Origin of the sequence: Streptomyces sp. NPDC021356, assembly GCF_040641015.1 — a bacterium.
Lineage (GTDB): Bacteria > Actinomycetota > Actinomycetes > Streptomycetales > Streptomycetaceae > Streptomyces.
Genome location: NZ_JBFACU010000050.1, coordinates 1 through 23,498 on the forward strand (window position 1 = coordinate 1; position 23,498 = coordinate 23,498).

At 74.4% G+C, this 23,498-nt stretch carries 21 protein-coding genes and 2 pseudogenes; 11 read left to right on the plus strand and 12 right to left on the minus strand.

Annotated elements, in window-relative coordinates; translation table 11 throughout:
• Positions 1-592: maltotransferase domain-containing protein (locus AB0G56_RS38155; RefSeq protein WP_360979618.1), on the minus strand; the 592-nt coding region annotated here is incomplete at its 3' end.
• A gap of 173 nt (positions 593-765) precedes the next feature.
• Positions 766-1,107: a DUF5133 domain-containing protein gene (locus AB0G56_RS38160; protein ID WP_360979621.1), complete on the minus strand. Its 342-nt coding sequence runs from the start codon at positions 1,105-1,107 to the stop codon at positions 766-768.
• 343 nt (positions 1,108-1,450) lie between these two features.
• Here AB0G56_RS38160 and AB0G56_RS38165 point away from each other — a divergent pair, with 343 nt between their 5' ends.
• Together AB0G56_RS38165 and glgX are read left to right on the plus strand one after the other, a co-directional pair.
• Positions 1,451-1,963, plus strand: coding sequence for a pep a2 (locus AB0G56_RS38165; protein WP_360979624.1), 513 nt, complete (start codon positions 1,451-1,453; stop codon positions 1,961-1,963).
• Between the two features lie 41 nt (positions 1,964-2,004).
• Entirely contained in the window at positions 2,005-4,122 is a 2,118-nt protein-coding gene (gene glgX, locus AB0G56_RS38170; protein ID WP_360979627.1) for a glycogen debranching protein GlgX, read from the plus strand.
• Positions 4,123-4,218: 96 nt separating this feature from the next.
• Here the strand turns inward: glgX and AB0G56_RS38175 are convergent, their stop codons facing one another.
• Complete coding sequence (locus AB0G56_RS38175; RefSeq protein WP_360979630.1) at positions 4,219-5,022, minus strand: VOC family protein; 804 nt, start codon at positions 5,020-5,022, stop codon at positions 4,219-4,221.
• Positions 5,023-5,152: 130 nt separating this feature from the next.
• Positions 5,153-5,944, minus strand: coding sequence for a SigB/SigF/SigG family RNA polymerase sigma factor (locus tag AB0G56_RS38180; RefSeq protein WP_360979633.1), 792 nt, complete (start codon positions 5,942-5,944; stop codon positions 5,153-5,155).
• 375 nt (positions 5,945-6,319) lie between these two features.
• Here AB0G56_RS38180 and AB0G56_RS38185 point away from each other — a divergent pair, with 375 nt between their 5' ends.
• The 4 genes from AB0G56_RS38185 (at position 6,320) to AB0G56_RS38200 (ending at position 9,347) form a co-directional block, all read left to right on the plus strand.
• Positions 6,320-6,811, plus strand: coding sequence for a MarR family winged helix-turn-helix transcriptional regulator (locus AB0G56_RS38185; protein WP_360979636.1), 492 nt, complete (start codon positions 6,320-6,322; stop codon positions 6,809-6,811).
• 107 nt (positions 6,812-6,918) lie between these two features.
• Complete coding sequence (locus AB0G56_RS38190; protein WP_360979639.1) at positions 6,919-7,800, plus strand: ATP-binding cassette domain-containing protein; 882 nt, start codon at positions 6,919-6,921, stop codon at positions 7,798-7,800.
• Complete coding sequence (locus tag AB0G56_RS38195; protein ID WP_360979643.1) at positions 7,760-8,620, plus strand: ABC transporter permease; 861 nt, start codon at positions 7,760-7,762, stop codon at positions 8,618-8,620. Before AB0G56_RS38190 ends, AB0G56_RS38195 begins: the two co-directional genes overlap by 41 nt.
• A 196-nt stretch (positions 8,621-8,816) precedes the next feature.
• The gene (locus AB0G56_RS38200) at positions 8,817-9,347 is read left to right on the plus strand and encodes a hypothetical protein (protein ID WP_360979646.1); all 531 of its coding nucleotides are present in this window, start codon (positions 8,817-8,819) and stop codon (positions 9,345-9,347) included.
• Positions 9,348-9,458: 111 nt separating this feature from the next.
• On the opposite strand, the gene hemC is transcribed toward AB0G56_RS38200, so the two are convergent.
• Together hemC and AB0G56_RS38210 are read right to left on the minus strand one after the other, a co-directional pair.
• On the minus strand, positions 9,459-10,394 hold the full coding sequence (gene hemC / locus AB0G56_RS38205; RefSeq protein ID WP_360979648.1) for a hydroxymethylbilane synthase: 936 nt from the start codon (positions 10,392-10,394) through the stop codon (positions 9,459-9,461).
• Between the two features lie 54 nt (positions 10,395-10,448).
• Entirely contained in the window at positions 10,449-11,432 is a 984-nt protein-coding gene (locus AB0G56_RS38210) for an ATP-dependent DNA ligase (protein WP_360979651.1), read from the minus strand.
• Between the two features lie 169 nt (positions 11,433-11,601).
• Here AB0G56_RS38210 and AB0G56_RS38215 point away from each other — a divergent pair, with 169 nt between their 5' ends.
• Together AB0G56_RS38215 and AB0G56_RS38220 are read left to right on the plus strand one after the other, a co-directional pair.
• Positions 11,602-11,982: a hypothetical protein gene (locus AB0G56_RS38215; RefSeq protein WP_360979654.1), complete on the plus strand. Its 381-nt coding sequence runs from the start codon at positions 11,602-11,604 to the stop codon at positions 11,980-11,982.
• Positions 11,979-12,452, plus strand: coding sequence for a peroxiredoxin (locus AB0G56_RS38220; protein WP_360979657.1), 474 nt, complete (start codon positions 11,979-11,981; stop codon positions 12,450-12,452). The genes AB0G56_RS38215 and AB0G56_RS38220 overlap by 4 nt, the downstream gene beginning before the upstream one ends.
• Before the next feature lie 51 nt (positions 12,453-12,503).
• Here AB0G56_RS38220 and AB0G56_RS38225 read toward each other — a convergent pair whose 3' ends face one another.
• On the minus strand, positions 12,504-13,121 hold the full coding sequence (locus AB0G56_RS38225) for a DNA polymerase ligase N-terminal domain-containing protein (RefSeq protein WP_360979660.1): 618 nt from the start codon (positions 13,119-13,121) through the stop codon (positions 12,504-12,506).
• A gap of 218 nt (positions 13,122-13,339) precedes the next feature.
• Here AB0G56_RS38225 and AB0G56_RS38230 point away from each other — a divergent pair.
• Positions 13,340-13,573, plus strand: a pseudogene (locus AB0G56_RS38230) (TauD/TfdA family dioxygenase); the annotation flags it as partial.
• A gap of 71 nt (positions 13,574-13,644) precedes the next feature.
• On the opposite strand, the gene AB0G56_RS38235 reads toward AB0G56_RS38230, so the two are convergent.
• The 3 genes from AB0G56_RS38235 to AB0G56_RS38245 all read right to left on the minus strand — a co-directional run bounded on the left by AB0G56_RS38235 (position 13,645) and on the right by AB0G56_RS38245 (position 16,909).
• Positions 13,645-15,156 (minus strand): metallophosphoesterase, encoded by a 1,512-nt coding sequence (locus AB0G56_RS38235; protein ID WP_360979663.1) that lies wholly within the window; start codon positions 15,154-15,156, stop codon positions 13,645-13,647.
• Between the two features lie 99 nt (positions 15,157-15,255).
• Positions 15,256-16,014: a dienelactone hydrolase family protein gene (locus AB0G56_RS38240; protein WP_360979666.1), complete on the minus strand. Its 759-nt coding sequence runs from the start codon at positions 16,012-16,014 to the stop codon at positions 15,256-15,258.
• Between the two features lie 274 nt (positions 16,015-16,288).
• Complete coding sequence (locus AB0G56_RS38245) at positions 16,289-16,909, minus strand: L-threonylcarbamoyladenylate synthase (protein WP_360979669.1); 621 nt, start codon at positions 16,907-16,909, stop codon at positions 16,289-16,291.
• Positions 16,910-17,294: 385 nt separating this feature from the next.
• Between AB0G56_RS38245 and AB0G56_RS38250 the strand changes: the two genes are divergently transcribed.
• Both AB0G56_RS38250 and AB0G56_RS38255 read left to right on the plus strand, forming a co-directional pair.
• Positions 17,295-18,803 (plus strand): helix-turn-helix domain-containing protein, encoded by a 1,509-nt coding sequence (locus AB0G56_RS38250; RefSeq protein WP_360979672.1) that lies wholly within the window; start codon positions 17,295-17,297, stop codon positions 18,801-18,803.
• Positions 18,804-19,381: 578 nt separating this feature from the next.
• Positions 19,382-20,731 (plus strand): annotated as a pseudogene (locus AB0G56_RS38255) (MFS transporter); the annotation flags it as partial.
• A gap of 644 nt (positions 20,732-21,375) precedes the next feature.
• Here AB0G56_RS38255 and AB0G56_RS38260 read toward each other — a convergent pair.
• The gene (locus AB0G56_RS38260) at positions 21,376-22,497 is read right to left on the minus strand and encodes a PP2C family protein-serine/threonine phosphatase (RefSeq protein ID WP_360979675.1); all 1,122 of its coding nucleotides are present in this window, start codon (positions 22,495-22,497) and stop codon (positions 21,376-21,378) included.
• A 90-nt stretch (positions 22,498-22,587) separates the two neighbouring features.
• The gene (locus tag AB0G56_RS38265) at positions 22,588-23,475 is read right to left on the minus strand and encodes a Gfo/Idh/MocA family oxidoreductase (RefSeq protein ID WP_360979678.1); all 888 of its coding nucleotides are present in this window, start codon (positions 23,473-23,475) and stop codon (positions 22,588-22,590) included.
• Between the last annotated feature and the right edge of the window lie 23 nt (positions 23,476-23,498).

Genomic DNA, 23,498 nt, shown 5'->3' on the forward strand with positions numbered 1-23,498 from the left:
CGACCTGGAGGGGCAGCGGGTCCGAGGCGGTGACCAGCTCGCGCAGGGGGTGGCGGGCCAGGACCGCGTCCACCTCCGGCGTCAACGCCGCCGCCCACCGGGTCATCACCGGCAGAGCGTCGTCGTTCATCACCCGGACGGCGGCCAGCACGGTGTCCCGCTCGGGCCCCTCGGGCACCCCCGCCGCCGCCCGGGCGTGCAGGTCCGCGCCCTCCTCCAGCACCAGCCCGGCGTCGATCCCGGCCGGAACCTTGATGTGGGCCGTGTGGCGCCAGGTGGCGACGGGATCGCTCCAGGCCTCCACGTGGTAGGCCCAGCGTCCGGTCGCGCCCGGCGTGACCTCGGCGCCCCAGCGGTCGGTGCCGGGCGCCAGCTCGCGCATCGGCGTCCACGGCCCCGGCCGCCCCTGCGGGTCGCACAGGACCACGTTCGCCGCGACCGCGTCATGGCCCTCACGGAACACGGTGGCGGTGACCTGGAACGTCTCGCCCACCACCGCCTTGGCCGGTCGCCTGCCGCTCTCCACGGCCGGGCGCACGTCCCGCACGGGGATGCGGCCGATGGCCCGGGTATGACTCGGGGTCGAACTCATGGGTGTCACCTCCACCGTGCTTGAGGCCGGGCTGACGCCCGGCCGGGAACCAGGTACTGCTCGGTGCTTCTCGAAGCGGCGCCGCCTCGCGGACGCTTGCCGCAGCGGTGCTGCCCATGGGGGCTCTCGGAACGGTGTCGCCTCGCGGGACGGCGCGGGGGAGGGCGTGAGCCCTACGTCCCGGCGGGGGAGCGCCGGTCCTTCGCCGTCAGCCGGTCCTCGGCCCGGCGCCGCTCCCCGGCCCCGCGCCGGCCCCGCCGGGCGACGACGCCCACGTGCGGCCGGCCGGCGCCCTGCTCCCGCAGATAGGTGACGAGAGTGGTCCGCAGGTAGCGCTCCGCGGCGTCCGCCGCCTCCCGCGCGCACCGCTTGCCCATCAGCACGCACAGCGTGTAGCCCGCGTCCTCGAAGGTGGCCCGCACCCGGCGGTCGTCGGGAGACGCGAGCATCGCGCGTTCCCACGACCGGTAGTGCCGCAGATGCCGGGCGACTTCGGCTTTGGCAGGTAGCAGCATGGCGCCGTTCACCTTTCGGGAGCGCTCGATGGGCACGTTTCCCCGACGATCGGGGCGGTGACCGCGCACGCGAAGGCACGCGGTCCCGTTCACGGCGCTCGAGACTTTCACTCATGGTGCACGTTCAACGACATACCGTCCTGTTGGATCTTCAACCAGCTCACCCTTCCGGATCGCCGCCCGTGCGCCGTCCGTGCGCCACCCGCTCGTGTTGCACGAATGGCGTAGCGCCCGCAGTGTGGATCTGACTCAGAGGCAAAACATGCTCACGCTTCGTGCTCGGGGATCCGGCCCGCAAGGGCGGAAAAGGAGCGCGGGCCTCGCCGGTGAGGAGCGAACGACGATGAAGACAGCAGTGCCCTGCTACTACCACCTCGACGTGGAAGTCAGCCCCGAACGGGTCGGACAGGTCAGGCGCATCCTGGCCGCTCACCTCAGGTTCTGGGACCTGGAGGACCTCGTCGACCCCGTGTGCGGCGGCGCCGAGATGCTGCTGAAAGCCATCGACGAGCACGCACGGGACAAGCACACGTCCATCGAGATGTGGTGGACCGGCCAGCACCTCATCACCGCGGTCGGGGAGAACAACCACGACCTGCGCCCCGACCAGGACCTGCGCAGCTGCCTGGCCCGCATCGCGGCGACGAGCGACGGCTGGGGCTGCTGCGCCGCCGAGACCGGCAGCAAGATCATCTGGTTCTCGCAGCGGGCCCGCGCCGGGGTACGCGTCCCGCTGGTCGCGAAGGCCCCGGCCCCGACCCTGCGCGAGGGCCTGAAGCCGCCCCGCGCGCTGCCGGTCGCCGCGCTCGCCTCACCGCTCAGCCGGCCCGAGGGCGTTCTGGAGGGGGCCCGGTGACCCGGCGCACGAGCCGCGCAAAGAGCGGAAAAGGGGTGCCCGTGCCCGTGTGGAGCGGGTACCCCTACCCCCTGGGGGCCGCGTACGACGGAGAGGGCACCAACTTCGCCCTGTTCAGCGAGGTCGCCGACCACGTCGAACTCGTCCTCGTCGACGACGCGGGCGCCCACCGCCGGGTGCCGCTGACCGAGGCCGACGGGTTCGTGTGGCACGGGTACCTGCCCGGTGTCGGACCGGGCCAGCGCTACGGCTACCGGGTGCACGGCCCCTGGCACCCGGCCGCCGGCCACCGCTGCAACCCCAGGAAGCTGCTCCTGGACCCCTACGCCAGGGCCGTGGACGGGCGGATGGACGAGCACCCCTCGCTCTACGAGCGCGCCCCGCACGGACCCGACCCGGCCGACAGTGCCGGGCACACCCTGCTCGGCGTGGTCACCGACCCGGCCTTCGACTGGGGCGGGGACCGCCCGCCCCGGCGGGCCTACGCCGACACGGTGATCTACGAGGCCCACGTGCGCGGCCTGACCCGCACCCACCCCGACGTCCCGCCGGAACTGCGCGGCACTTACGCCGGGCTGGCGCACCCCGCGATCGTCGAGCACCTGACCTCGCTGGGTGTGACGGCCGTCGAACTGATGCCGGTCCACCAGTTCGTCCACGACGGCGTGCTCCAGGGCCGCGGCCTGTCCAACTACTGGGGATACAACACGATCGGCTTCTTCGCGCCGCACAACGACTACGCCGCCCACGGCACCCGCGGCCAGCAGGTCGCCGAGTTCAAGGCGATGGTCAAGGCGCTGCACGCGGCCGGCCTCGAAGTGATCCTCGACGTGGTCTACAACCACACCGCCGAGGGCAACCAGAAGGGCCCGACGCTGTCCTTCCGGGGCATCGACAACTCCTCGTACTACCGCCTGGTCGACGGCGACTGGGCGCACTACTACGACACCACGGGCACCGGCAACAGCCTGCTGATGCGCCACCCCTACGTGCTCCAGCTGATCATGGACTCGCTGCGGTACTGGGTCACCGAGATGCACGTCGACGGCTTCCGCTTCGACCTCGCGGCCACCCTGGCACGGCAGTTCCACGAGGTGGACCGGCTCTCCGCGTTCTTCGACCTGATCCAGCAGGACCCGGTGATCAGCAGGGTCAAGCTGATCGCGGAGCCCTGGGACGTCGGCGAGGGCGGCTACCAGGTGGGCAACTTCCCGCCGCTGTGGTCGGAGTGGAACGGACTGTACCGGGACGCCGTACGGGACTTCTGGCGCGGCGAGGAGCACACGCTCGGCGACCTCGCGTCCCGGCTGACCGGCTCCTCCGACCTGTACGCGCACAACAGGCGCCGCCCGCGCGCGAGCGTCAACTTCGTGACCGCGCACGACGGTTTCACGCTGCGCGACCTGGTGTCGTACAACGACAAGCACAACGAGGCCAACGGCGAGGGCAACCGGGACGGCGAGAACACCAACCGGTCCTGGAACTGCGGGGCGGAGGGGGACACCGACGACCCGGCGGTCCTGGAACTGCGGGCGCGTCAGCAACGCAACTTCATCGCCACCCTGCTGCTCTCCCAGGGCATCCCCATGCTCTGCCACGGTGACGAACTCGGCCGCACCCAGGGCGGCAACAACAACGCCTACTGCCAGGACAACGAGGTCTCCTGGATCGACTGGCGGCTGACCCGCGAGCAGCGGGAGCTGGCGGACTTCACCCGGTACGTCATCGGCCTGCGCACCGCCCACCCCGTGCTGCGCCGGCGCCGCTTCTTCCAGGGCGAGACGGCCACCCGTGACGACCAGCCGCTGCCCGACCTGGTGTGGATGCTGCCGGACGGCCGGGAGATGGCCGAGGAGGACTGGCAGCGCTCCGACGCGCACTCCGTCATGGTCTTCCTCAACGGCGACGCCATCGCCGAGCCCGATCCGCAGGGCCGGCCCGTGGTCGACGACTCGTTCCTGCTGCTGCTCAACGGCTACTGGGAACCGGTCGACTTCCGCCTGCCCGGCGGCGCCTACGGCGAGCGCTGGACCACGCTCGTCGACACCGCCGAGCCCCAGGGGCCGCCGGACGAGGCCGAGCACAAGGCCTCCGGCGAGCTGTGCGTGCAGCGGCGCAGCCTGGTCCTGCTCTCCCGGCCCCCGAAGACGGCCCGCTGATCCCCACACCGGGGCCGCGCCCCTCGCGCCGCGGCCCCGCCCCTCGCGTCGATCCGTCGGAGGGGCGGGGCCGCGGCGTGCGACCGGGGGCGGCGGTCAGGCTTCCCTGCGGGACGTCACCGTGAACTGCGCGCCGTCCGGGTCGCGCAGCACGGCCTCCTCGGCGCCCTCGCGCAGGACACTGCCGCCGTGACTCTCCGCGGCCCGGGCGCACGCGGCCACGTCGGCGACGCGGAAGTGGATCTGCCAGTGCGGCCGGATGGTGGGGTCGGGCGCCGCCTCCAGGGCTCCCGACTCGATCCGGGCGACGACCTCCCCGTGGCTGCGCAGGACGACCTCGTTCCCCTCGTAGCGGACCTCGCAGCAGCCGGGCCGCTCCGAGGCCCAGTCCAGGACCTCGCCGTAGAAGATCGCCGCGTCGAACGCGTCGCGCGTGTGCAGCCGGATGAAGGCGGGCGCGGCCTTGCGCCACGTCTCCCAGTCGGTGAACAGCTCGCCCTCCCAGATCCCGAAGGTCGCGCCGTCCCGGTCGGCGAGCAGCGCCGCCCGGCCGGGCGGCAGGGAGATCGGGCCGACCGCCGATGTGCCGCCGCGCTCCTGCACCCGGGAGACGGCCCGGTCGGCGCTGGGCACCGCGAAGTACGGGGTCCAGGCCACGGCCATCTGCCACATGGCCGCCACCGCCGCGATCCCCGCGACCGGCGCGCCGTCGGCGAGCGCGATGCGGAAGCGGTCGCCGAGCTTGGCCGAACGCCATTCCCAGCCGAGCACGGCCCGGTAGAAGTCCTCCGTGGCCTCCAGGTCACGGCTGGTCAGGCTGACCCAGCAGGGCGCGCCGCACACCGTCTGCGTGGAGACGGGGCCGGTCATGGGTCGGGCGGGTGTCGTGTCGTGGTCCATGGCACGTCCTGGTCTCGTCGACCGGTGGCCACCGGTCTGTCACCAGTGTCCGACCGGAACCCCCAAGGGCGCCTGCCGAGTACCCCCCGCGTACCGCCGAAACGGCACCGGTGGGTCCCCGGCAGGCCGGTCAGCCGGTCTCGGCGAGCAGTTCCTCGCGCAACTGGGCGAAGCACCCGCTCAGCAGCCGCGAGACGTGCATCTGCGAGATGCCGAGCTGCTGGGCGATCCGGCTCTGTGTCATGCCCCCGAAGAACCGCAGGTAGAGGATCATGCGCTCGCGTTCGGGCAGCGCCTCCAGGCAGGGCCGCACGGCCACCCGGTCCACCACCAGGTCGTAGCGCGGGTCGGGCTCGCCGAGGCCGTCGCCGAGCGCGTAACCGTCCGTGCCGGGGACCTCCGCCTCCAGCGACAGCGCGGCGAAGCAGTCCAGCGCCTCCATGCCGGTGCGCACGTCGCTCACGCTCAGGTGCGTGTACGCGGCGATCTCCTCGACGGTCGGCGCCCGGCCCGGCGTCGTCTGCGCCAGTTCCTTGGCCGCCCGCCGCACCCGGTTGCGCAGGTCCTGGACCCGGCGCGGTACGTGCAGCGTCCACATGTGGTCGCGGAAGTGCCGCTTGATCTCGCCGGTGACGGTCGGTACCGCGTACGCCTCGAACGCGTAGCCGCGCGCCGGATCGTAGTGGTCGACGGCCTTGACCAGGCCGAGCGCCGCCACCTGGTACAGGTCCTCCAGGGCCTCGCCGCGTCCCCTGAACCGGACCGCGATCCGCTCGGCCATGGGCAGCCACACCTGGACCAGATCGTCCCGCAGCGCCTTGCGCTCGGCTCCCTCGGGCAGCCCCGCGAGCCGTTCGAACGCCGCCGCGGTGTCGGGCGCGTCGTCGTGCGGGTGGGTCTTCGTTCTGCCGGTGGTACGCATGTGCTGCGCCTCCCTCAGCAGGTGCTGGATGGACGGACACCACGGGAGGCGCGGGGCAACGTCTTGCTCGCAAGGCGTCGGGCCCCGGCGCGCCGGCTCCCACGGGCGTGCCTCCGGTCCGAAGCACTGAAATGCGGATTCCCGGGGCCGGGCATTCCGAAACAATTCCTGGAATGCGGTGACGGTATGCGACCGGGCGATTCTCATTCGTCGCCGAACGGCCGGAGAATTCCATCGGAAGAAAATCTGCGCATTCAACCAACCAGGGTGTGACGGGCCGGAAAACAATAATTCCGCGCCGGTTCCGTGACCGTCGGCTTTCACTTGACCGAACCTTGGGGGTACTTGCCTCTGTGACAGAGGTAATGTCGGAGCGTGGAAGCAGAACCGGCGCCCGCGCGGCAGCCGGCGCCGGAGCCGGACGCCTACGCCGAGGAACTGGCCGACGCCCTCGTCGGGCTCCAGCGGCTGATCCGGCGCCGGCTGCGCGCCGGGCTGACCGTGACCCGGCTGCGCGGCGCCGAGGTCGAGCTGCTGCGCCTGGTCGAGTCCCGCCCCGGCATCGGTGTCACGGAGGCGGCCAAGGAACTGCACCTGGCGGGCAACTCCGTCTCCACGCTGGTCAACCAGCTGGTCCGCGACGGACAGCTGGTCCGGCAGACGGATCCCGCCGACCGCCGGGCCGCCCGCCTGCTGCTGACCGAGGCGGCCGGGGCGCGGCTGCGGGACTGGCGGACGCGCCGCGCCGCCCTGGTCCGCGACCAGCTCGACCGGCTGGAGCAGAGCGACCGGGACGCGCTGCGCGCGGCGATCCCGGCCCTGCGCGGCCTGACCGAGAACCTGCGTGAGGAGGCCGACCGCCCATGACGGACCCGCGCATGACGGACCCGCCCATGACAGACCCGCCCACGCCCGAGGCCGCCGGAGGGGGTCCGGAGACCGGACCGGTTCCCGGGACCGGGCCGGGTCGCGCTTTGGGATCGGGTCCCGCGCTCGCACCGGCCCGCGATGCCGGCCCGGCCCCCGACGCCGTCACCTGCACCGGCCTCGCCTACGCCTTCGGCGGGACCAAGGCCGTCGACGGTCTGGACCTGGCCGTGCGGCAGGGCGAGGTGTTCGGGCTGCTCGGGCCGAACGGCGCCGGAAAGACCACTGCCATCCGCTGCGTCACCACCCTGCTGCCGGTCCCGGCCGGCATGGTCCGCGTCTTCGGGCACGACCCGGCGCGCGACCGGATGGCCGTACGCCGGCTGCTCGGCTACGTCCCCCAGCAGTTGTCCGCCGACGCCGCCCTCACCGGCCGGGAGAACATCACCCTCTTCGCCCGCGTCTTCGACGTCCCGCGCCGTGAACGCGCCGCACGGGTCGCCCAGGCACTGGCCGCCGTCGACCTCACGCAGGCCGCCGACCGGCTGGCGAAGACCTACTCGGGCGGCATGGTCCGCCGCCTCGAACTGGCCCAGGCACTGGTCAGCGCGCCCCGCCTGCTGATCCTCGACGAGCCGACCATCGGCCTGGACCCCATCGCCCGTACCGGGGTGTGGGAGCACATCAACGCCGTGCGCGCCGCCACCGGCATGACGGTCCTGGTCACCACGCACTACATGGACGAGGCCGACCAGTACTGCGACCGCGTCGGCCTGATGCACCGCGGCCGGATCCGGGCGCTCGGCACCCCGGCCGAGCTGCGGCACGGGCTCGGCGAGCGGCGCCGCGCCGAGGGCGGCCCGGCCGCGGCCGCGCCGCCCACCCTGGAGGACGTCTTCCGCGACGTGGCCGGCAGCGGTCTCGACGACAGCTCAGGAGATTTCCGCGATGTCCGAAACACCCGCCGCACCGCCCACCGGGTCGGCTGACCCCGCTTTCGCGGACGGCATCGGCCTGCTGGTGCGACCCCCGAGGGCCCGCGCGGGCTGGCGGCTGCTGCCCGCCCGCGTCGCGGCCATGTGCGCGGTGGAGCTCCAGAAACTGCGCCACGACCGCACCGAGCTGTACACCCGCGCCGTGCAGCCCGCCCTGTGGCTGCTGATCTTCGGTCAGACCTTCAGCCGGATCCACGCGATCCCGACCGGCGGCCTGCCCTACCTGGACTTCATGGCGCCCGGCATCATCGCCCAGTCCGCCATGTTCATCGCCATCTTCTACGGCATCCAGATCATCTGGGAGCGCGACGCGGGCGTCCTCAACAAGCTGCTGGTCACGCCCACCCCGCGCTCGGCGCTGGTCACCGGCAAGGCGTTCGCCGCCGGGGTGAAGTCGCTGATCCAAGCCCTCGTGGTCGTCGTCATCGCCGCGCTGCTCGGGGTGGCGATGACCTGGAACCCGCTCCGGCTGCTCGGCGTCGCCGCTGCCGTGGTCCTCGGCTCGGCGTTCTTCTCCTGCCTGTCCATGACCATCGCAGGCATCGTGCTCAACCGCGACCGCCTGATGGGCATCGGACAGGCCATCACCATGCCGCTGTTCTTCGGCTCCAACGCCCTGTACCCGGTGGCCGTCATGCCCGGCTGGCTCCAGGTCGTCAGCAAGGTCAACCCGCTCAGCTACCAGGTCGACGCCCTGCGCGGTCTGCTGCTCGGCACCCCCTCGCACCTGGCGCTCGACTTCACCGTCCTCGTGGTGGCCGCCGCGGCCGGTGTCGCCGCCGCCTCCGCCCTCGTCGGCCGGCTGGCCCGGTGACGGGGTACCCCGGCCGGACGTGATGTGCGGCACGCTCGCGACGACCGCCGCGAGCGGCCGCCCGGGGATTTCTCCAGCGCACGGCTTGATCACCGATCAAAGCGCGGGAATTCCCTGGCCACGGCGCATTACGTGCATTTGACAGTGCGCTCGGCGCACAGATAGGAAGCAGCTCTTGGTAGTCGAGAGGTGCACCGTGTACGAGCCGAACGTGGTCGGGGACTGGCAGGAGTACGACGAGCATGCCGGCCTGCGCGTCCGCGTCCACCGACTGGAGCTGGCCGAGCCGCCCCGAGGACGTGACGACGCCGCCGACGGACTGACGTACTTCCGCATCCGGGCCACCGTCGAGAACCGCGGCACGGAGCACTTCGGCATCCACCTGGAGGACGGCCAGATCGACGTGCGGATCGGCCCCGACGGGGAGGGCGCGTTCGTCGACTGGCGCAACTCCCAGTTCATCGAGGGCTACGACGTCCACCCGCTGCGTCGGGCCACCGCCGTGCTGTACGCGGCCGGCCCCGAGGAGTTCCTGACCCGGGTCGACGTCCAGGTGCAGCTGCGCGTGGACGACGAGTGGACCGACCGCCGCCTGTGGAGCGGCGGCGTCGATGTGCACGAGGGGCCCGTCGGAGCGGGCGCGTGCTGCCCGGGCGGACAGGGCGGCCTGGCGCACCAGGTCAGCGTCTTCCTGCGCGACCAGGCGGAGCCGGGCGCCGCCGGCTGACCCGGCAGCCCGGCACGCTTCGCGCGCCGGACCCTCGCGGCAGCGCGGGGCCCTCGGGTCAGCGCCGGGCCTCGGGTCAGCGCCGGCCCTCGGGGAGCGCCGGGCCTCGTGTCAGTGGGGGATGCCGTCGATGATGTCGCGGGCGCCCTGACGCAGCAGGGCCACGGCGACCGAGGTCCCCAGCGTCGCGGCGTCCAGCCGGCCGGCCCACTCGTGGGCGTTCAGCCGGGTCTTGCCGTCCGGGGTGAACACACATGCCCGCAGGGACAGTTCACCGCTCCGGTCCACCTGCGCGTACCCCGCGATCGGGCTGTTGCAGTGGCCCTGCAACACGTGCAGGAACATGCGTTCGGCGCTCGCCGCGCGGTGGGTGTCGCCGTCGCCGAGCCCGCTGACCGCCCCGATCAGCTCGTCGTCGTCCTCGCGGCACTGCAGGGCGAGGATGCCCGCGCCGATCGGCGGCATCATCGCGTCCGCGGACAGCACCTCGCTGACGACGTCCTGCCGTCCGATGCGCTCCAGGCCCGACGCGGCCAGCAGCAGCGCGTCCGCCTCACCGGCCGCCAGCTTCTCCAGCCGCCGGTTGGCGTTGCCGCGGAACGGCACGCAGGTCAGGTGCGGGTGGGACGCGGCCAGCTGCGCGATCCGGCGCACCGCCGACGTACCGATCCTGGTGCCGGGCGGCAGCTCGTCCAGGGTGAGCCCGCCGGGGTGCACGAGGGCGTCGCGGATGTCGTCCCGCTTCAGGAACGCGGCGAACGTGGTGCCGGCCGGCAGCGGCCGGTCCGCGGGCACGTCCTTCAGGCAGTGCACCGCGAGATCCGCCGCACCGGCCAGCAGGGCGGCGTCGACCTCCTTGGTGAACGCCCCCTTGCCCTCGACCTTCGCCAGCTCGCCCAGCCACTTGTCACCGGTGGTCTTCACCGGCACCACCTCGGTGCGCACACCGGGGTGCAGGACGGCCAACTCGGCGCGGACACGCTCCACCTGAGCGAGCGCCATGGGCGAGTCGCGGGAGACGATACGGATCAGTTCGGGCACGGACATGCGGGACACGATAGACCTTCCGTACGTCCTCCGGACCCGGGCCCCGCGCGCGCCTCACGGCCGCGTGTCGTCCGGCAGGTCGGCCGCCGCGTCCTCGGGGGCGAGGTCGGGGCGCAGCCGCAGCCAGGACGGCTGGCGCAGCATGCCCGCCCGGGTACGGACGCTGTAGCGCACCTCGCCGACCAGCCGGGGCAGGACCCAGCGCACCTCCCGCGCGGCCGGGACGGGGTCGAACGGGCACACGTCCGTGGCCAGCGCGGCGAGCAGTCCGGCCAGCTCCGTCCGCTCGGCCTCGCTCCAGCCGGTGCCCACGCTGCCCACGTACCGCAGCCTCCCGCCGCCGCGCTGGCCCACCAGCACGGCGCCCGGCAGACCGGTGAGCCGCCCCTTGCCGGGCAGCCAGCCGCCCACCAGCACGTCCTCGGTGCGCATGTTGCGGATCTTGATCCAGGCGCGCGAGCGCACCCCCGGCTCGTACACCGAGTCCAGTCGCTTGCAGACCAGCCCCTCCAGCCCGTGCTCCCGGGTGGCGGCCAGGGCGCGGGCACCGTGGCCGACCACGGCGGCGGGCGTGGACCAGTACGGGCCGTGCAGGTCCAGCGCCTCCAGCCGCTCCCGGCGCCGGACATAGGGCAGGGCGAGCAACGAGTCGGGACCCAGGCGCAGTACGTCGAAGAGCACGAGGTGGACGGGGACCCGCGCCGCCCGGCGCGCGGCGACGGCGGGGGCGTGGGCCAGCCCCATCCGGCCCTGGAGCAGCTGGAAGCTCGCGCGGCCCTCCTCGTCCAGCGCCAGCACCTCCCCGTCCAGCACGGCGGGCGTGGCGCCGAGGGCCCGGCCGAGCGGAGCCAGTTCGGGGTAGGCGGCCGTGATGTCCTCACCGGATCTGGCCCGCAGCAGCACCGACCCGTCGCCCGGCAGGTACGCCACGGCCCGCTGGCCGTCCTGTTTCGTCTCGTACGCCCAGCGCGCGTCCTGCGCGGCGGGCGGCAGGGTGCCGGGCGTGGCCAGCATGGGTGCGATCAGTGGCAGGGTCACGGCTGAGGTGTCGACGGCCGGGCCGTGCCGCACGCCCCCTGCGCGCCGCTTTCCCCTGTTCGGGCGCTGCTTCCACCGGCCGGGCGAGCCCTCCCCGCCGTAGCTACTCTCCAGTAGGATCGCGCCGCAGGTCTGCCGCGGATCTGCGCAGGTCCTTGATGGAGGAACCGTGTCCCGGTCCGAACGCTCCCCCCTGCTGCTGGCCGGCCTGCTGGCCACCGCGGGTGCCGCCCACTTCGCCTCCCCCCGGCAGTTCGACGCGATCGTCCCGGGCGCCCTGCCCGGCACCCCCCGCGCCTGGACGTACGCCGGCGGCGTCGCCGAACTCGCGCTGGCGGCGGGCCTCGCCGCGCCCCGGACCCGGAAGGCCGCCGCGCCGGCCGCGGCCGCCTTCTTCGTCGGCGTCTTCCCCGCCAACGTCAAGATGGCGGTGGACCGGCGCCACCGGCCCGCCCGGCAGCAGGCCGTGGCCTTCGGGCGGCTGCCCCTGCAAGTCCCGCTCGTCCTGTGGGCCCGTGGCGTCGCCAGGGGCGCGGAGCGCGCCGCATGACCGGGCGCGGCGCGGTGCGGGAGGGCGACACCGTCGCGGACTTCGCCCTGCCCGACGAGACGGGGACCCCGAGGGCCCTGTCCGCGCTGCTCGCCGACGGACCGGTGGTGCTGTTCTTCTACCCGGCCGCGCTGACCCGTGGCTGCACCGCGCAGGCCTGTCACTTCCGGGACCTCGCCGCGGAGTTCGCCGAGGTCGGCGCGCGGCCCGTAGGCGTCAGCGGGGACCCGGTCGAGCGCCAGCGGGAGTTCACCGGACGGCACGGCCTCGGCATGCCCCTGCTGTCCGACCCCGACGGCACCGTCCGCGAACGGTTCGGCGTGCGGCGCGGCCTGGCCCTGGCCCCGACCAGACGGGCGACCTTCGTCATCGCACAGGACCGCACCGTCCTCGCGGTCGTCCGCAGCGAACTGCGCATGAACACCCACGCCGATCGCGCCCTGGCCGCCCTGCGCGCCCACCGCGCCTGAGCCGGCCACGCGGCGGGCGGGGGACCCGGGGGCCGACGCGGCAGGCCCCGCTCACTCCTCGCCGCCCTCCGCGGCGACCTGCGCCAGGGTGCGGCCCGTGCGCACCGAGCGGGCCCGGCGCGGATCGGGGGTGCCGTGCCCGCCCCGGGCGCGGCCCTCGGCCTTCTTCACCAGCAGCCAGGCCTCCTCCTCGCCGGCGTCCCGGCCGTCCCGGAAGCGGGTGAGGGCGTACTCGCCGTGCAGCTTGGCACCGTGCAGCCGGAACGTCGCGTGCCCGCGCTCCAGCGACTCGGCGAAGTCCACGGGCCGCCCCCGCCGGTCGTGGCTCAGCGGCTCGTACGTGCCGCGGTCCCAGACGATCACGGTGCCGCCGCCGTACTCGCCCTTCGGGATCACGCCCTCGAAGTGCTCGTACTCCAGCGGATGGTCCTCCGTGGGCACCGCGAGCCGTTTGTCGTGCGGGTCGCCGGAGGGGCCCTTGGGGACGGACCAGGACTTCAGTACGTCGTCCACCTGCAGCCGGAAGTCGAAGTGCATCCGGCGGGCGTCGTGGATCTGCACCACGAACCGGGGGCCGGACCCGGCACCGTTGCGTCGGCCCGACGGCTCCCGGGTCCGCCCGAAGTCGCGCTTGCCGCGATACTCCCGCAGCCGCTCGTCCGTACCCACCTGGACCTCCTCGCCCTCGCCCGGACCGTCCGCCCGCGCCCACCGGGGCCGGGTACCCCCGCCGGAGCGGCCCTAGCACGGCAGGGCCCGCGTCCGGCGTTGCGGAACGCCCTACCAGGGGAGTTCACGGCGCGAGGCCCTGACGCCGTCCGCCGCGAGGCCTCTCACGATCTCCCCCAGGACGTGACGGGCGGGCAGTGGAGCATCGGAGCGGATGACGGGCCCTCCTGGAGATGTTCCTCGATCAGGCCGTACGGCCCGAGTACCCGGTCCGTTCCCGCTGGGAGCCGGGCAGCGTGGCCTTCTGCGACAACCGGGCCGCCATCCACCTGGCGCCCGGCGAGACCGCCCGCCTCGGCTCCCCGCGGATCACGCACCGGGTGATGCCGAGTGGCGACGTACCGGTGGGGGCGGACGGCCGCCCCTGCGAACCGCTCACCGGCAGCGCACCGGACGCTGGTGAGGCGGGCCGCGGGTGGCGTACGGGCCCGCCGGTGACGCATGTCCCGCCGGCAGGGGCCGCTCAGACGGCGGCGGTCAGCGGGATGACCACCTCGTCCTCGACCGGCGGGTCGACCTCCTGCGCACGGTTGCCGGTCGCCGCGAAACAGCGCAGCCGGACCTCCTCGGGGGTGACGTCCAGCCGCAGGAACGACTTGAAGAACGGCGGGCTGTAGGTGACCGAGCCCGGCGAGAACAACCGGGTGTAGATCTTGCGCACCGGCAGGCGGAGGCGGGCCCGGCGGTCCGGGCGGCGGCCGGCGCCCAGCAGGCTCGCGACCAGGCGGACCCGCCTGGTGACCCGGACCGGGCCGCCCGGCGCGCGGGTGGGCGGCATGCCCAGCCGCTCGGCTATCACGGCCATCCCCTCGGCCTCGGTGAGCGTGAAGAAACGGCGCAGCCGCAGCCGCCGGCCGTAGAGGGCGCTGTAGAACGCCAGGGAGTCGCCGCGCAGCGGATAGCAGCGGAAGTCGGACTCGGTGACGCCGGCGACCGACACCCGCGCAATGGTGTGCGTGGCGTGCATGAACGCGCCGCCGCCCCCGGAGACGACGTACTGGACGGTGCGGCCGTCCACGTCCACCGGATAGCGCTGGTAGTTGTGGATGTCGCCGCCGATCGCCGCCACGTAGTGGTGGGCCGGGTCGCGCACGATGTCGTCGACGGTGCCGCCGCCCTCGATGGCGCAGGGATGGTGCTCGCCGTCCACGTACAGCGGCGAACCGGTGACGAGGATCTTCGGGCGGGGCCCCTGGGACACCTCCCGCAGCCATGCGCCCTGCTCGGCGTCGAGGGTGCCGAGCAGACCCGTGTCGATGCCGACGATCCGTACCGGCCCGGCGTCGATCGCCCAGTACGGGCCCGGCTGGACGGCCTGCTGTCCCGGGGCGGAGCGCAACTTGCGCGCCTCGGCGAGCCGTTGCTCGTCCGCCGGGCGGGGCCGGTGCCACAGCAGCGCCCGCCACCAGGCACGGCCCGGCGGACGGTGACGGGGCGCCGGCGGCAGCGGCGGGGCGTCGTCGCAGAAGACGCGCATGAAACCGCCGAGGTCCTCGTACCAGTCGTGGTTGCCGGGTATCGCGTAGATGGGCGCCGGATAGTCGCGGTACGGCTGGAAGAACTTCCTTCCGTAGTCGTCCGTGCAGCCCACCGGGTAGATCACGTCACTGGCGAGCACGGCGAACGACGTGCCCTGAGAGGCCTTCAGGAAACCCGGCACGACGGCATACTGCGACTCGCCGCCCTCGCCGGTGTCCCCGATGACCATGAAGGAGAAGCGGTCCGCCTCCGTGCGCCGGATCACCTTGTCCGCCGGGGCGCCGGCGGCCGCCCGCTGCGCCACCCAGCGGGAACGGGTCTGCCCCGTGGGGTCCCCGAACCAGGACGCGGCCACGCCGTTGCGTGCGGCCCACAGGGTCCGGGGGTTCAGCCACGACAGTTTCTCGACCCGGCCCGGCATCAGCCGGCCGTAGGTGCCGCGTTCGGCGTCGGTCCAGCCGGCGCCTTCGACGGTATCGCGTGAGGAGTCAGACACGCGGTGCACCGTAACAACCCGGTGCACCGCGCACGGCAGGCGGGTACGGGTCCTTCCCGTCAACCGACCGGCCGCGCAAGCGAACTGACCGCCCGTCGGTCACCCGAAGGTGCGCCCCAGCAGGTCGAGCAGGGCCGTCCAGTGCCGTTCGTCCGCCTTCGCGTCGTAGGCGTCGGTGTCGGCCTGCGTGAAGCCGTGCGAGGCACCCGGGTAGACCTCGCAGCGGTGCCGGAGGCCCGCCTCGGTGAGCGCGTTCTCCAGGCGCTCCATCTGCTCGGGCGGCATCGAGGGATCGTTGTCCGCGTGCCCGAAGTACAGCTCCGCCGTGATGTCCGCGGCGGCCAGGTGCGGGCTGTCGGGGGTGTCGGTGGCCAGTCCGCCGCCGTGGAACCCGGCCACCGCCGCGACCCGGTCCGGGTACGCGCCCGCGGTCAGCAGGGCCAGCCGGGCGCCCATGCAGTAGCCCGTCACGGCCACCGGCCCGTCGGCCGCCAGCGGGTGGTCGGCGAGCAGCCGGAGGTACGCACCCGCGTCACGCCGCGTCAGTTCCGGCGTCAGGGACTGCATGAGCGGAATGATCCGGCCGAAGATCTCCGGGCGCTGGGACAGGTCGATGAACTCCGGCAACTCCACGACCGGCGCCCGCCCGTGACGGTAGAACACGTTGGGCACCAGCACGGTGTGACCGGCCGCGGCGATCCGGTCGGCCATGCCCTCCACATGAGGACGCGGGCCGAACGCGTCGGGGTAGAACAGGACGGCCGGATGGGGGCGCCCGTCCCCTGGGTGGGTCAGATAGGCGTCTGCCGTGCCGTCCTCGGTGGGGATCTCGACGGCCTGTCCCTGTACGGAGGTCATGGGGAGCTGCCTTCCTACGCGCTCGCCGGCGAGGGCATCACCGGCCGTGGGGGGTGCCCGCGGCGCCCTGCCCGAACGGAGCCGGGGGTGCCGGCCGGGCGTCCGGAGCCGGGAGGCGGGGCGGGCGGATCATGGTCATGGTGACACGCCCGTCCGCGCCCGCGCCGACGGCCCCGGCCACGCGGGCCCAGGTCTCACCCGGACCGGGACTCGCCGGGACGAGGACTCGCTCGGACCGGGACTCGGCGGATCGAGGACTCGCTCGGACCGGGACTCACTCGAACCGTGACGTGTCCCCGGCCCCCCGCCGGACGATCTCGGCCTCCCCGCCGGAGAAGTCGACGACAGTGGTCGGCTCGGTGCCGCAGTCGCCCGAGTCGACCACCGCGTCCAGCACGTGGTCGAGCCGGTCCTTGATCTCCCAGCCCTGCGTCATCGGCTCGTCCTCGTCGGGCAGCAGCAGGGTGCTGGAGAGCAGCGGCTCGCCGAGCTCCGCCACCAGGGCCTGGGTGACCGCGTGGTCGGGGATGCGCACCCCGACGGTCTTCTTCTTCGGGTGCTGCAGCATGCGCGGCACCTCACGTGTCGCCGGCAGGATGAAGGTGTAACTGCCGGGTGTGGCCGCCTTGATCGAGCGGAACACGTCGTTGTCGATCCGTACGAACTGGCCGAGCTGCGCGAAGTCCTGGCACACCAGCGTGAAGTGGTGCCGGTTGTCCAGGCGGCGGATCGACCGGATCCGGTCGACGCCGTCGCGGCTGCCCAGCCGGCAGCCCAGGGCGTAGCAGGAGTCGGTCGGATACGCGATCAACGCGTCCTCGCGCAGGTCGTCGGCGACCTGCCGGATGGCGCGGGGCTGGGGGTTGTCCGGGTGCACGTCGAAGTACTTCGCCATCCGCCGAGCTTATGCCGTCCACCAGGACCCCGCCGCACAGGTGCCGTGGGGGAGCGACGGCGCCCCTGCGGACCGTCCCGGGGCGGCCCGTGAATTCGGCGAGTTTCGTGGGCGTACCCGGCGAAAGGCGGGGAACCAGAGCTGTACACCGCTCGGGAGCTGTCCCCCCGGCCCCGGGCGCGCGGCTTCGCCGGTCGCTCACCTCCCCCCCCCGTGACCCACCGGCGAAGCCGCCCCTTTCCGTCCGCCCGCTACCGTCCGGGCTCTGTCGTGCGCACCCGTGCGTGGCGGCCTTTCACAGGACGGCGACAGTGGTCGCTGGTAACGTCCCGGACCAAGAACGCCGAGGTCAGTGCGGTGTACGAAGCGGGAGGAGAGCGCCGACATGGCCGGCCGACAGGACGGGGCCGTCCCGGCGGACGACCGGGACAGCGGGCACGCGACGTGGGCCGAGGAACTCCTCGACCAGCTGCGGCCGACCGGGCGCGACGTCCGCAAGGTGGTGGCCTGGCTCGCCGCCGCCGCCCACGGGACGGTCTGCCTCCTGGACGGCGCGGGCACCCTCCTCGCCGGAGCCCCGGTGCCGCTGGCCGCCGACGTGCTCGCGGACGTCCTCGCGGGCCGGTTCGCCTCGGCCGCGCTCCAGGACGAGGGGCGCCATGTGCGTGCCGTGCGCGTGGGACGCCCGCAGGAGCCCGCGGCCGGTGTGCTCGCCGTGTCCCGGGCCGCCCCCTTCGACCGGCGGACCGCGGAGATGCTCACCCGCACCGCCGGCGTGGTCGAACTGCTGCTGCGGGCCGACGAGACCAGCGAGGCCGGACGCCGCCTCGAACAGGCCACGTCCGCCCTGCGTCTGGCCATCCTGCAACTGCTGATGGTGGAGGACATCGTCTCGGCCCGCCGGGTGGCGGCGGGGTTGTGGCCCGGCCTGCTCGACACCGACACCGCGCACGTCTACGTCCTGGAGGTCCACCACGACGAGCGCGAGCGGCTGACCGCCGAGTGCCTGGACGCGACCGGCGGGCAGGCCCTGGTCGTCCGCTGCCCGGCGGTGGACGGCCACGTCATCGTCATCGCCCCCGCCGAGGACACCGGCCCGCAGCTGCGCGCGCTCGCCGGAGCGCGCCCGCGGACCTTCCTCGGCGGCAGTGTCCGGCACAGCCTCGCCCGGACGGCCACGGCCTACGGACAGGCGATCAGCGCCCTCGCGCTCGCCCGCTTCCGCCCGGACGGTACGGCCGTGTACGCCGAGCGCACCCACCCCGAGCGCCTGATGGACCACGAGGCGCTGCGCGCCTGGTCGGGACGGCTGCTGCGCCCCCTGGACGCCCTCGCCCACCACACCCGCGCCGAACTGGTCGCCACCACCCGGCTGGGCCTGGAGTTCACCGCGGTCAGCGCGGCGCGGATCCTCGGGGTGAGCCGCAACACCGTCCGCGCCCGGATGGAACGCGTGGAGGGACTGCTCGGCGCGGACTTCTCACTGCTGACCGTCCGGGCCGCCGTCCACCTCGCCCTGAACACGCAGGCGGGTATCGCCCCCGAACCGGCCGCCGGACCGGTGGCGGGCGCCCACCGGGCCGGCTTCGGCGAGCTGCTGACCGGGCCGGCGCTGCGCACCTGGGCGCGGGAACTCCTCGGGCGCCTGGCGGCGGACACCCGGGACCTGCGCGGCACGCTGCGCGCCTGGACGGCCGCCGGAGGCAACGCCGAGCGGGCCGCCCAGCTGCTCGGCGTGCACGCGCAGACCGTGCGCGAACACGTGCGCGGTGTGGAGCCGGTCCTCGAACGGCAGCTCCTGGCCGTCGGCAGCGACCTCTACGAGGTCGTCCTGGCCCAGATGGCGGCGGGCGACCTCGACCCGCCGTCCCTCGACGGACCCGCCCGCGGCTGAATTCAGGCGGAGCCGACGCCGGGCAAGGGCTCGATCCGGGCGGAGCCGACCCCGGACGGGGCTTGATCCGAAGGGCCGGGGAGGCTCAACAGGGGCATTACGGACTCACCTGTGCACGGGTGAGTCCTCCGGTTGCCCGAAAGGGCACCGACGCGGTTTTGACGCCCGTAAGCGCCACGTAAGTTCAACGGGCCGCGGGGTTACGCGGGGACCGCGTGCGCGGGCGGACCGGAACGGGGGACCGGTCCGGTCGGCGCACGGTACGGGCCCCGCGCCCCCGGCTTCCTGTGAGGAACACCACCGCGCCCGCAACCGGGCGACCCCGGAGCCGAGTTGGGCTCCCTCGCGGACCGCGCGGGCCGTCGCCCGCACCGACCGTGCCGTCCCGTCTGTGATGATGGGCAGCCGCTGTGCCCGACCACGTCTCACCGTCGAGCCGCCCCCGGCGGCACAGCACGGCAAGTCGTCCGGTCTCTCACGCAAAGCGTCCTTCCGTGGCTTCATCCCCCTCTGCTTCATCCCCTGCTGCTTCATTCCCCTCTGCTTCCTCACCCGTGCCCGCGACCGCTGCCCGCCGAGTGGTCCTGCCCTCCCCCCGCCGCCCGGCGCGCCGCCCGGCCGGGGGAGAGGACCGTGCCCCCTGGCGGGCCCTGCGCCACCACAGCATGCGCTGGTGGTCGGCGGCCAACCTGGTGTCCAACGCGGGCACCTGGATGCAGCTGACCGCCCAGAACCTCCTGGTCCTGCACCTCACCGGCTCCGCCGCCGCGACCGGCCTGTCCCTGTCCGCGCAGGCCGCGCCCGGTCTCCTGCTCGGACTCGTCGGCGGCGCGGCGGTCGACGCCTGGCCGCGGCGGCTCACCGCGTCGCTGAGCCAGGCCCTGCTCGCCGTGGTCGGCTTCGCGACCGCCGCGCTCGTCCTCACCGATCAGCTGACCGTGCCCGTCCTGATGGTGCTCGCCGCCGTCACCGGGCTGATCGCCACCGTCGACGCGCCCGCCTGTGCCCTGCTCGGCAACGACCTCGTCCCCCCGAAGGACGTGCCGTCGTCCATCGCGCTGGGCTCGGTGGTGAGCGGCGCGGGCCGGGTGGGGGGCACCGCTCTGGCCGGGGTGGTGGTCAGCTGGTGGGGGCCCGGAGCCGCGTACGCCGCCAACGGCATCTCCTTCCTCGCCGTCGCCGCGGTGATCCCCTTCCTGCGCCCACACCCCGAAGCCGGGCAGGAGGCGCCCGCCGTACCGGCCCCACCGGCCTCGCCGCGGCGGCCCGCCGCCCCGGCACCGGCCCGGCGGGGCACCGGCGCCCGCGAGGGACTCGGCTTCTTCCTGCGCCGTCCGCGGCTCGTCGCCCTGGCCGGAATCACCGCGATCAGCAGCGTCTTCGGCCGTAACTACGGACTGACCCTCGCGGTGCTGGTGACCGGTCCGCTGGGCGGGGCCGCCGGGGCGTTCGGCACGGTCTCCACCGTCCTGGCCGTCGGCGGCGTCGCCGGTGCGGTGCTGGCCGGACGCCTGCGCAGCCCCTCCGTCCGCCTGGTCGGCGCCCTCGCCGCGGCCGGCGCGGTGCTGCAGATCGCCGCCGGTCTCTCTCCGGCCCTGTGGATCCTGCTGCTGCTCGTGGCCCCGATGGCCGTGGTGGAGTCGGTCTCCGACACGGCCGGCACGACGGTCCTGCAGACCGATCCGCCGCCGCACATGCGGGGGCGCGTCCTCGGCGTGTGGCGCACCGCGAGCACGGGCTGGAGCCTGGTCGGCCCGCCGCTGCTCGGGCTGCTGATGCAGACCGTGGGCGCGCGGGGCGCGCTGGTGATCGGCGGCGTCCTCATCGCCGGGACCATAGGCGCGGGCACCGTCCTGCGCGAGCGCCGCCGACGCCCCGCGCCCGGTGCCGGAGCACGACCCGCCCCTGCACCAGCGTCCGATCCCGCACCGGCGCCCGATCTCGCGCCCGATTTCGCGCCCGCCCTCGCGCCGGCGCTTGCGCCTGAGCCCGCGCTCGTCCTCGGGGCAGCGCCGGAGTCCGTCCTCGCCCCCGCGTCGGCATCCGAGCCCGCACTGGCGTCCGGGTCCGCTCCCGCCCCTGCGCCGGCGCTTGCGCCTGAGCCCGCGCTCGTCCTCGGGGCAGCGCTCGTCCTCGGGGCAGCGCCGGAGTCCGTCCTCGCCCCCGCGTCGGCATCCGCGCCCGCGCCGGCGTCCGGGTCCGCACTGGCGTCCGGGTCCGCTCCCGCCCCTGCGCCGGCGCTTGCGCCTGAGCCCGCGCTCGTCCTCGGGGCAGCGCCGGAGTCCGTCCTCGCCCCCGCGTCAGCCTCGGTGCCACCGTCCGCGCCCGCGCCGCGGCCGGTCGTACGGGTGGCGCCCGGAGCGCCCGTCCACCTGGTCCTGCCGTCGCCGCGGCGGGCCCCCGCCCGGTCCGCCGCCCCCGGCTGCACGACCAGCGGCCACGACGGCCTCTGCACCGCCGGGTGCGCTCGAGAAGTTTGAGCGGCACGACGGCACCGCGGGCACCGCGGCCCAGCCGCGACCGAAGACCGCCTGCCCCGGCCTCCCCACCGGCCTTGCCCGCCTAGCCCGCCTCACTCCGCCTCCCTCACCTCCGGCGGGCACGGGGTGAGGACGAGCATCGTCACGTCGTCGCGGATCGTTCCGCAGTGCGCGAGGAGATCGGCCAGCACGTGGTCGGCGAGGACGGCCGGCTCGTGGTCGGCGAGCCGGGGCAGCCGGTCGAGGAGCGGGTAGAACGTGCCCTCGGCGTTCCTGGCCTCGGTGACCCCGTCCGAGGCCAGGAAGAGCACGTCCCCCGGCCGTAGCCGCTCGACGTGGCCGTCCTGCGGCGGGAGCCCGTCAGAGAGGCCGAGGCCGAGGGGCGTCCACGGGGTCACGGCGATCTCCCTCGCGGTCCCGTCCCGCAACAGGATCGGGGGCGGGTGCCCGCACGTCATCAACCGCACCGACCGGGCGTCGCGGGCGAACTCCAGCAGGACGGCCGTCGCGAACAGCTCCGCGTGCCGCACCTCGGCCGAGTCCACCACCAGCCGGCGGTCCAGCGCCGCCACGATCTCCGCCAGGCCCGGCCGGTCCAGCACCGCCTCCCGGAAACTGCCCAGCAGCGCGGCGACCGTGGACACCGCGGCCAGCCCGTGGCCCTGCACATCGCCCATGACCGCCCGGACGCCACGGGGCCCGCGGCGGACGTCGAAGAAGTCCCCGCCGACCAGCGTGCCGCGCTGCGCGGCCCGGTACAGCCCCGCGCAGCACACCGGCCCGACCTGCTCGGGCAGCGGCGGGACCACCGCCCGCTGCGCCGCCTCGGCGACGGTGCGCTCCAGGTCGAGCTGCGCGTCGCGGCGGCTGCGCACGTACGACAGGAGGACGCTCAGGACGGCGACGAAGCACACCGTCTCCAGGTCGGTGTTGCCCGGGTGGTCCAGTTGGAAGGCCGGCACGCTCAGCAGGGCCACCACCGCGCCGCCGAGCAGCGCGGTGGTCAGCGGCCCGTACGACAGCACGGCGAGCGGCGGGATGGCGCCCAGCAGGAACCCGATGTCGAGCGGGTTCGGGCTCAGCAGGGTCGCCGCGCAGACGGCGACGGCCAGCGCGATCGGCAGGACGCGTACCCAGCGCGGCGGCGGGGCACCCCGCAGCCAGCCACGCCGGTGCGGGTCCCGGCGCGATACCGGGGCAAGCGTCTTCACCACACCACCACGCTGCTACGCCGCCCCGGGTCCCGCACCCCGGAACCGCCGCGTGCGGCGGGGGCCGCGGCGGGGGAGCGGGCGTGTCCCGCCTCAGCCGGCGTCGCGGCCCAGCAGCGTCTGGGCCTCGGCCAGGATCTCCGTGACCCGCAGTCCGAAGGCGGCGTCGCACGGGTGCGCTCGTCCGGTGCGCGCGGCCTCGGTCAGCGCGTCCGCCGCCCGGCGGAAGGATCCGACCGCCTCCTCGGGCCCCTCGGGCAGGACGGTGGCCCCGGCCGCGCCCCGCAACTCCACCGTGGCCCCCGCGGCGGCGGCCGGGGCGGTGAGGCTCAGGGTCAGGGTGGCCGAAGCGCCGCCGACGTGGTCGAGGACCACGTGCACCGTGTCCCCGGGCCCGGGCGCGGCGGCCGACACCCGCCGTACGTCGCCCAGGACGGGCAGCAGCACTGACAGCGCGTGCGGGCCGACGTCCCACAGGGCGCCCTTCTCGCGCCGCCACGGGGAGGCCGCGAACGGGCTGTCGCCGGTGAACACCGCGCCGAGCCACTCGGCCCGCCCCGTGAACCATTCGCCCCGGGCGGCCTGTTCGCCGATCCACGCCTCCGGAGCCCTCTGGAACCGGGTGGTGAAGAAGACCACCGAGGCCACCTGGGACGCACGGACCGCTTCGGTGACGGCCCGGCCCGCGGACACGGCCGCGGCGAGTGGTTTGTCGAGCAGCAGGTGGCAGCCGGCGCGGGCGGCGCGCACCGCCAGTTCGGCCTGGACGTCCGGGGGCAGGGCGACGGCTACGGCGTCCACGTCCGCCAGCAGCGCGTCGACGTCGGCGTAGGCACGGGTGCCGTGGCGCGCGGCCAGCTCCTCGGCGGCGGCCGGGCGGCGCCCCCACACCCCGGCGAAGTCGAGTCCGTCGTGCCCGCCCAGGGCGGGGGCGTGGACCATCTGGGCCCAGGGACCGGTACCGAGCAGTCCGATGCGCATGCCGCTGCCTCTCCGCTGTATCG

Coding starts and splice junctions, on each gene's coding strand:
- AB0G56_RS38160 (WP_360979621.1), bottom strand. CDS start 1,107: ATGCTGCTACCTGCCAAAGCCGAAGTCGCCCGGCATCTGCGGCACTAC.
- AB0G56_RS38165 (WP_360979624.1), top strand. CDS start 1,451: ATGAAGACAGCAGTGCCCTGCTACTACCACCTCGACGTGGAAGTCAGC.
- AB0G56_RS38175 (WP_360979630.1), bottom strand. CDS start 5,022: ATGGACCACGACACGACACCCGCCCGACCCATGACCGGCCCCGTCTCC.
- AB0G56_RS38180 (WP_360979633.1), bottom strand. CDS start 5,944: ATGCGTACCACCGGCAGAACGAAGACCCACCCGCACGACGACGCGCCC.
- AB0G56_RS38195 (WP_360979643.1), top strand. CDS start 7,760: ATGTCCGAAACACCCGCCGCACCGCCCACCGGGTCGGCTGACCCCGCT.
- hemC (WP_360979648.1), bottom strand. CDS start 10,394: ATGTCCGTGCCCGAACTGATCCGTATCGTCTCCCGCGACTCGCCCATG.
- AB0G56_RS38220 (WP_360979657.1), top strand. CDS start 11,979: ATGACCGGGCGCGGCGCGGTGCGGGAGGGCGACACCGTCGCGGACTTC.
- AB0G56_RS38240 (WP_360979666.1), bottom strand. CDS start 16,014: ATGACCTCCGTACAGGGACAGGCCGTCGAGATCCCCACCGAGGACGGC.
- AB0G56_RS38245 (WP_360979669.1), bottom strand. CDS start 16,909: ATGGCGAAGTACTTCGACGTGCACCCGGACAACCCCCAGCCCCGCGCC.
- AB0G56_RS38250 (WP_360979672.1), top strand. CDS start 17,295: ATGGCCGGCCGACAGGACGGGGCCGTCCCGGCGGACGACCGGGACAGC.
- AB0G56_RS38265 (WP_360979678.1), bottom strand. CDS start 23,475: ATGCGCATCGGACTGCTCGGTACCGGTCCCTGGGCCCAGATGGTCCAC.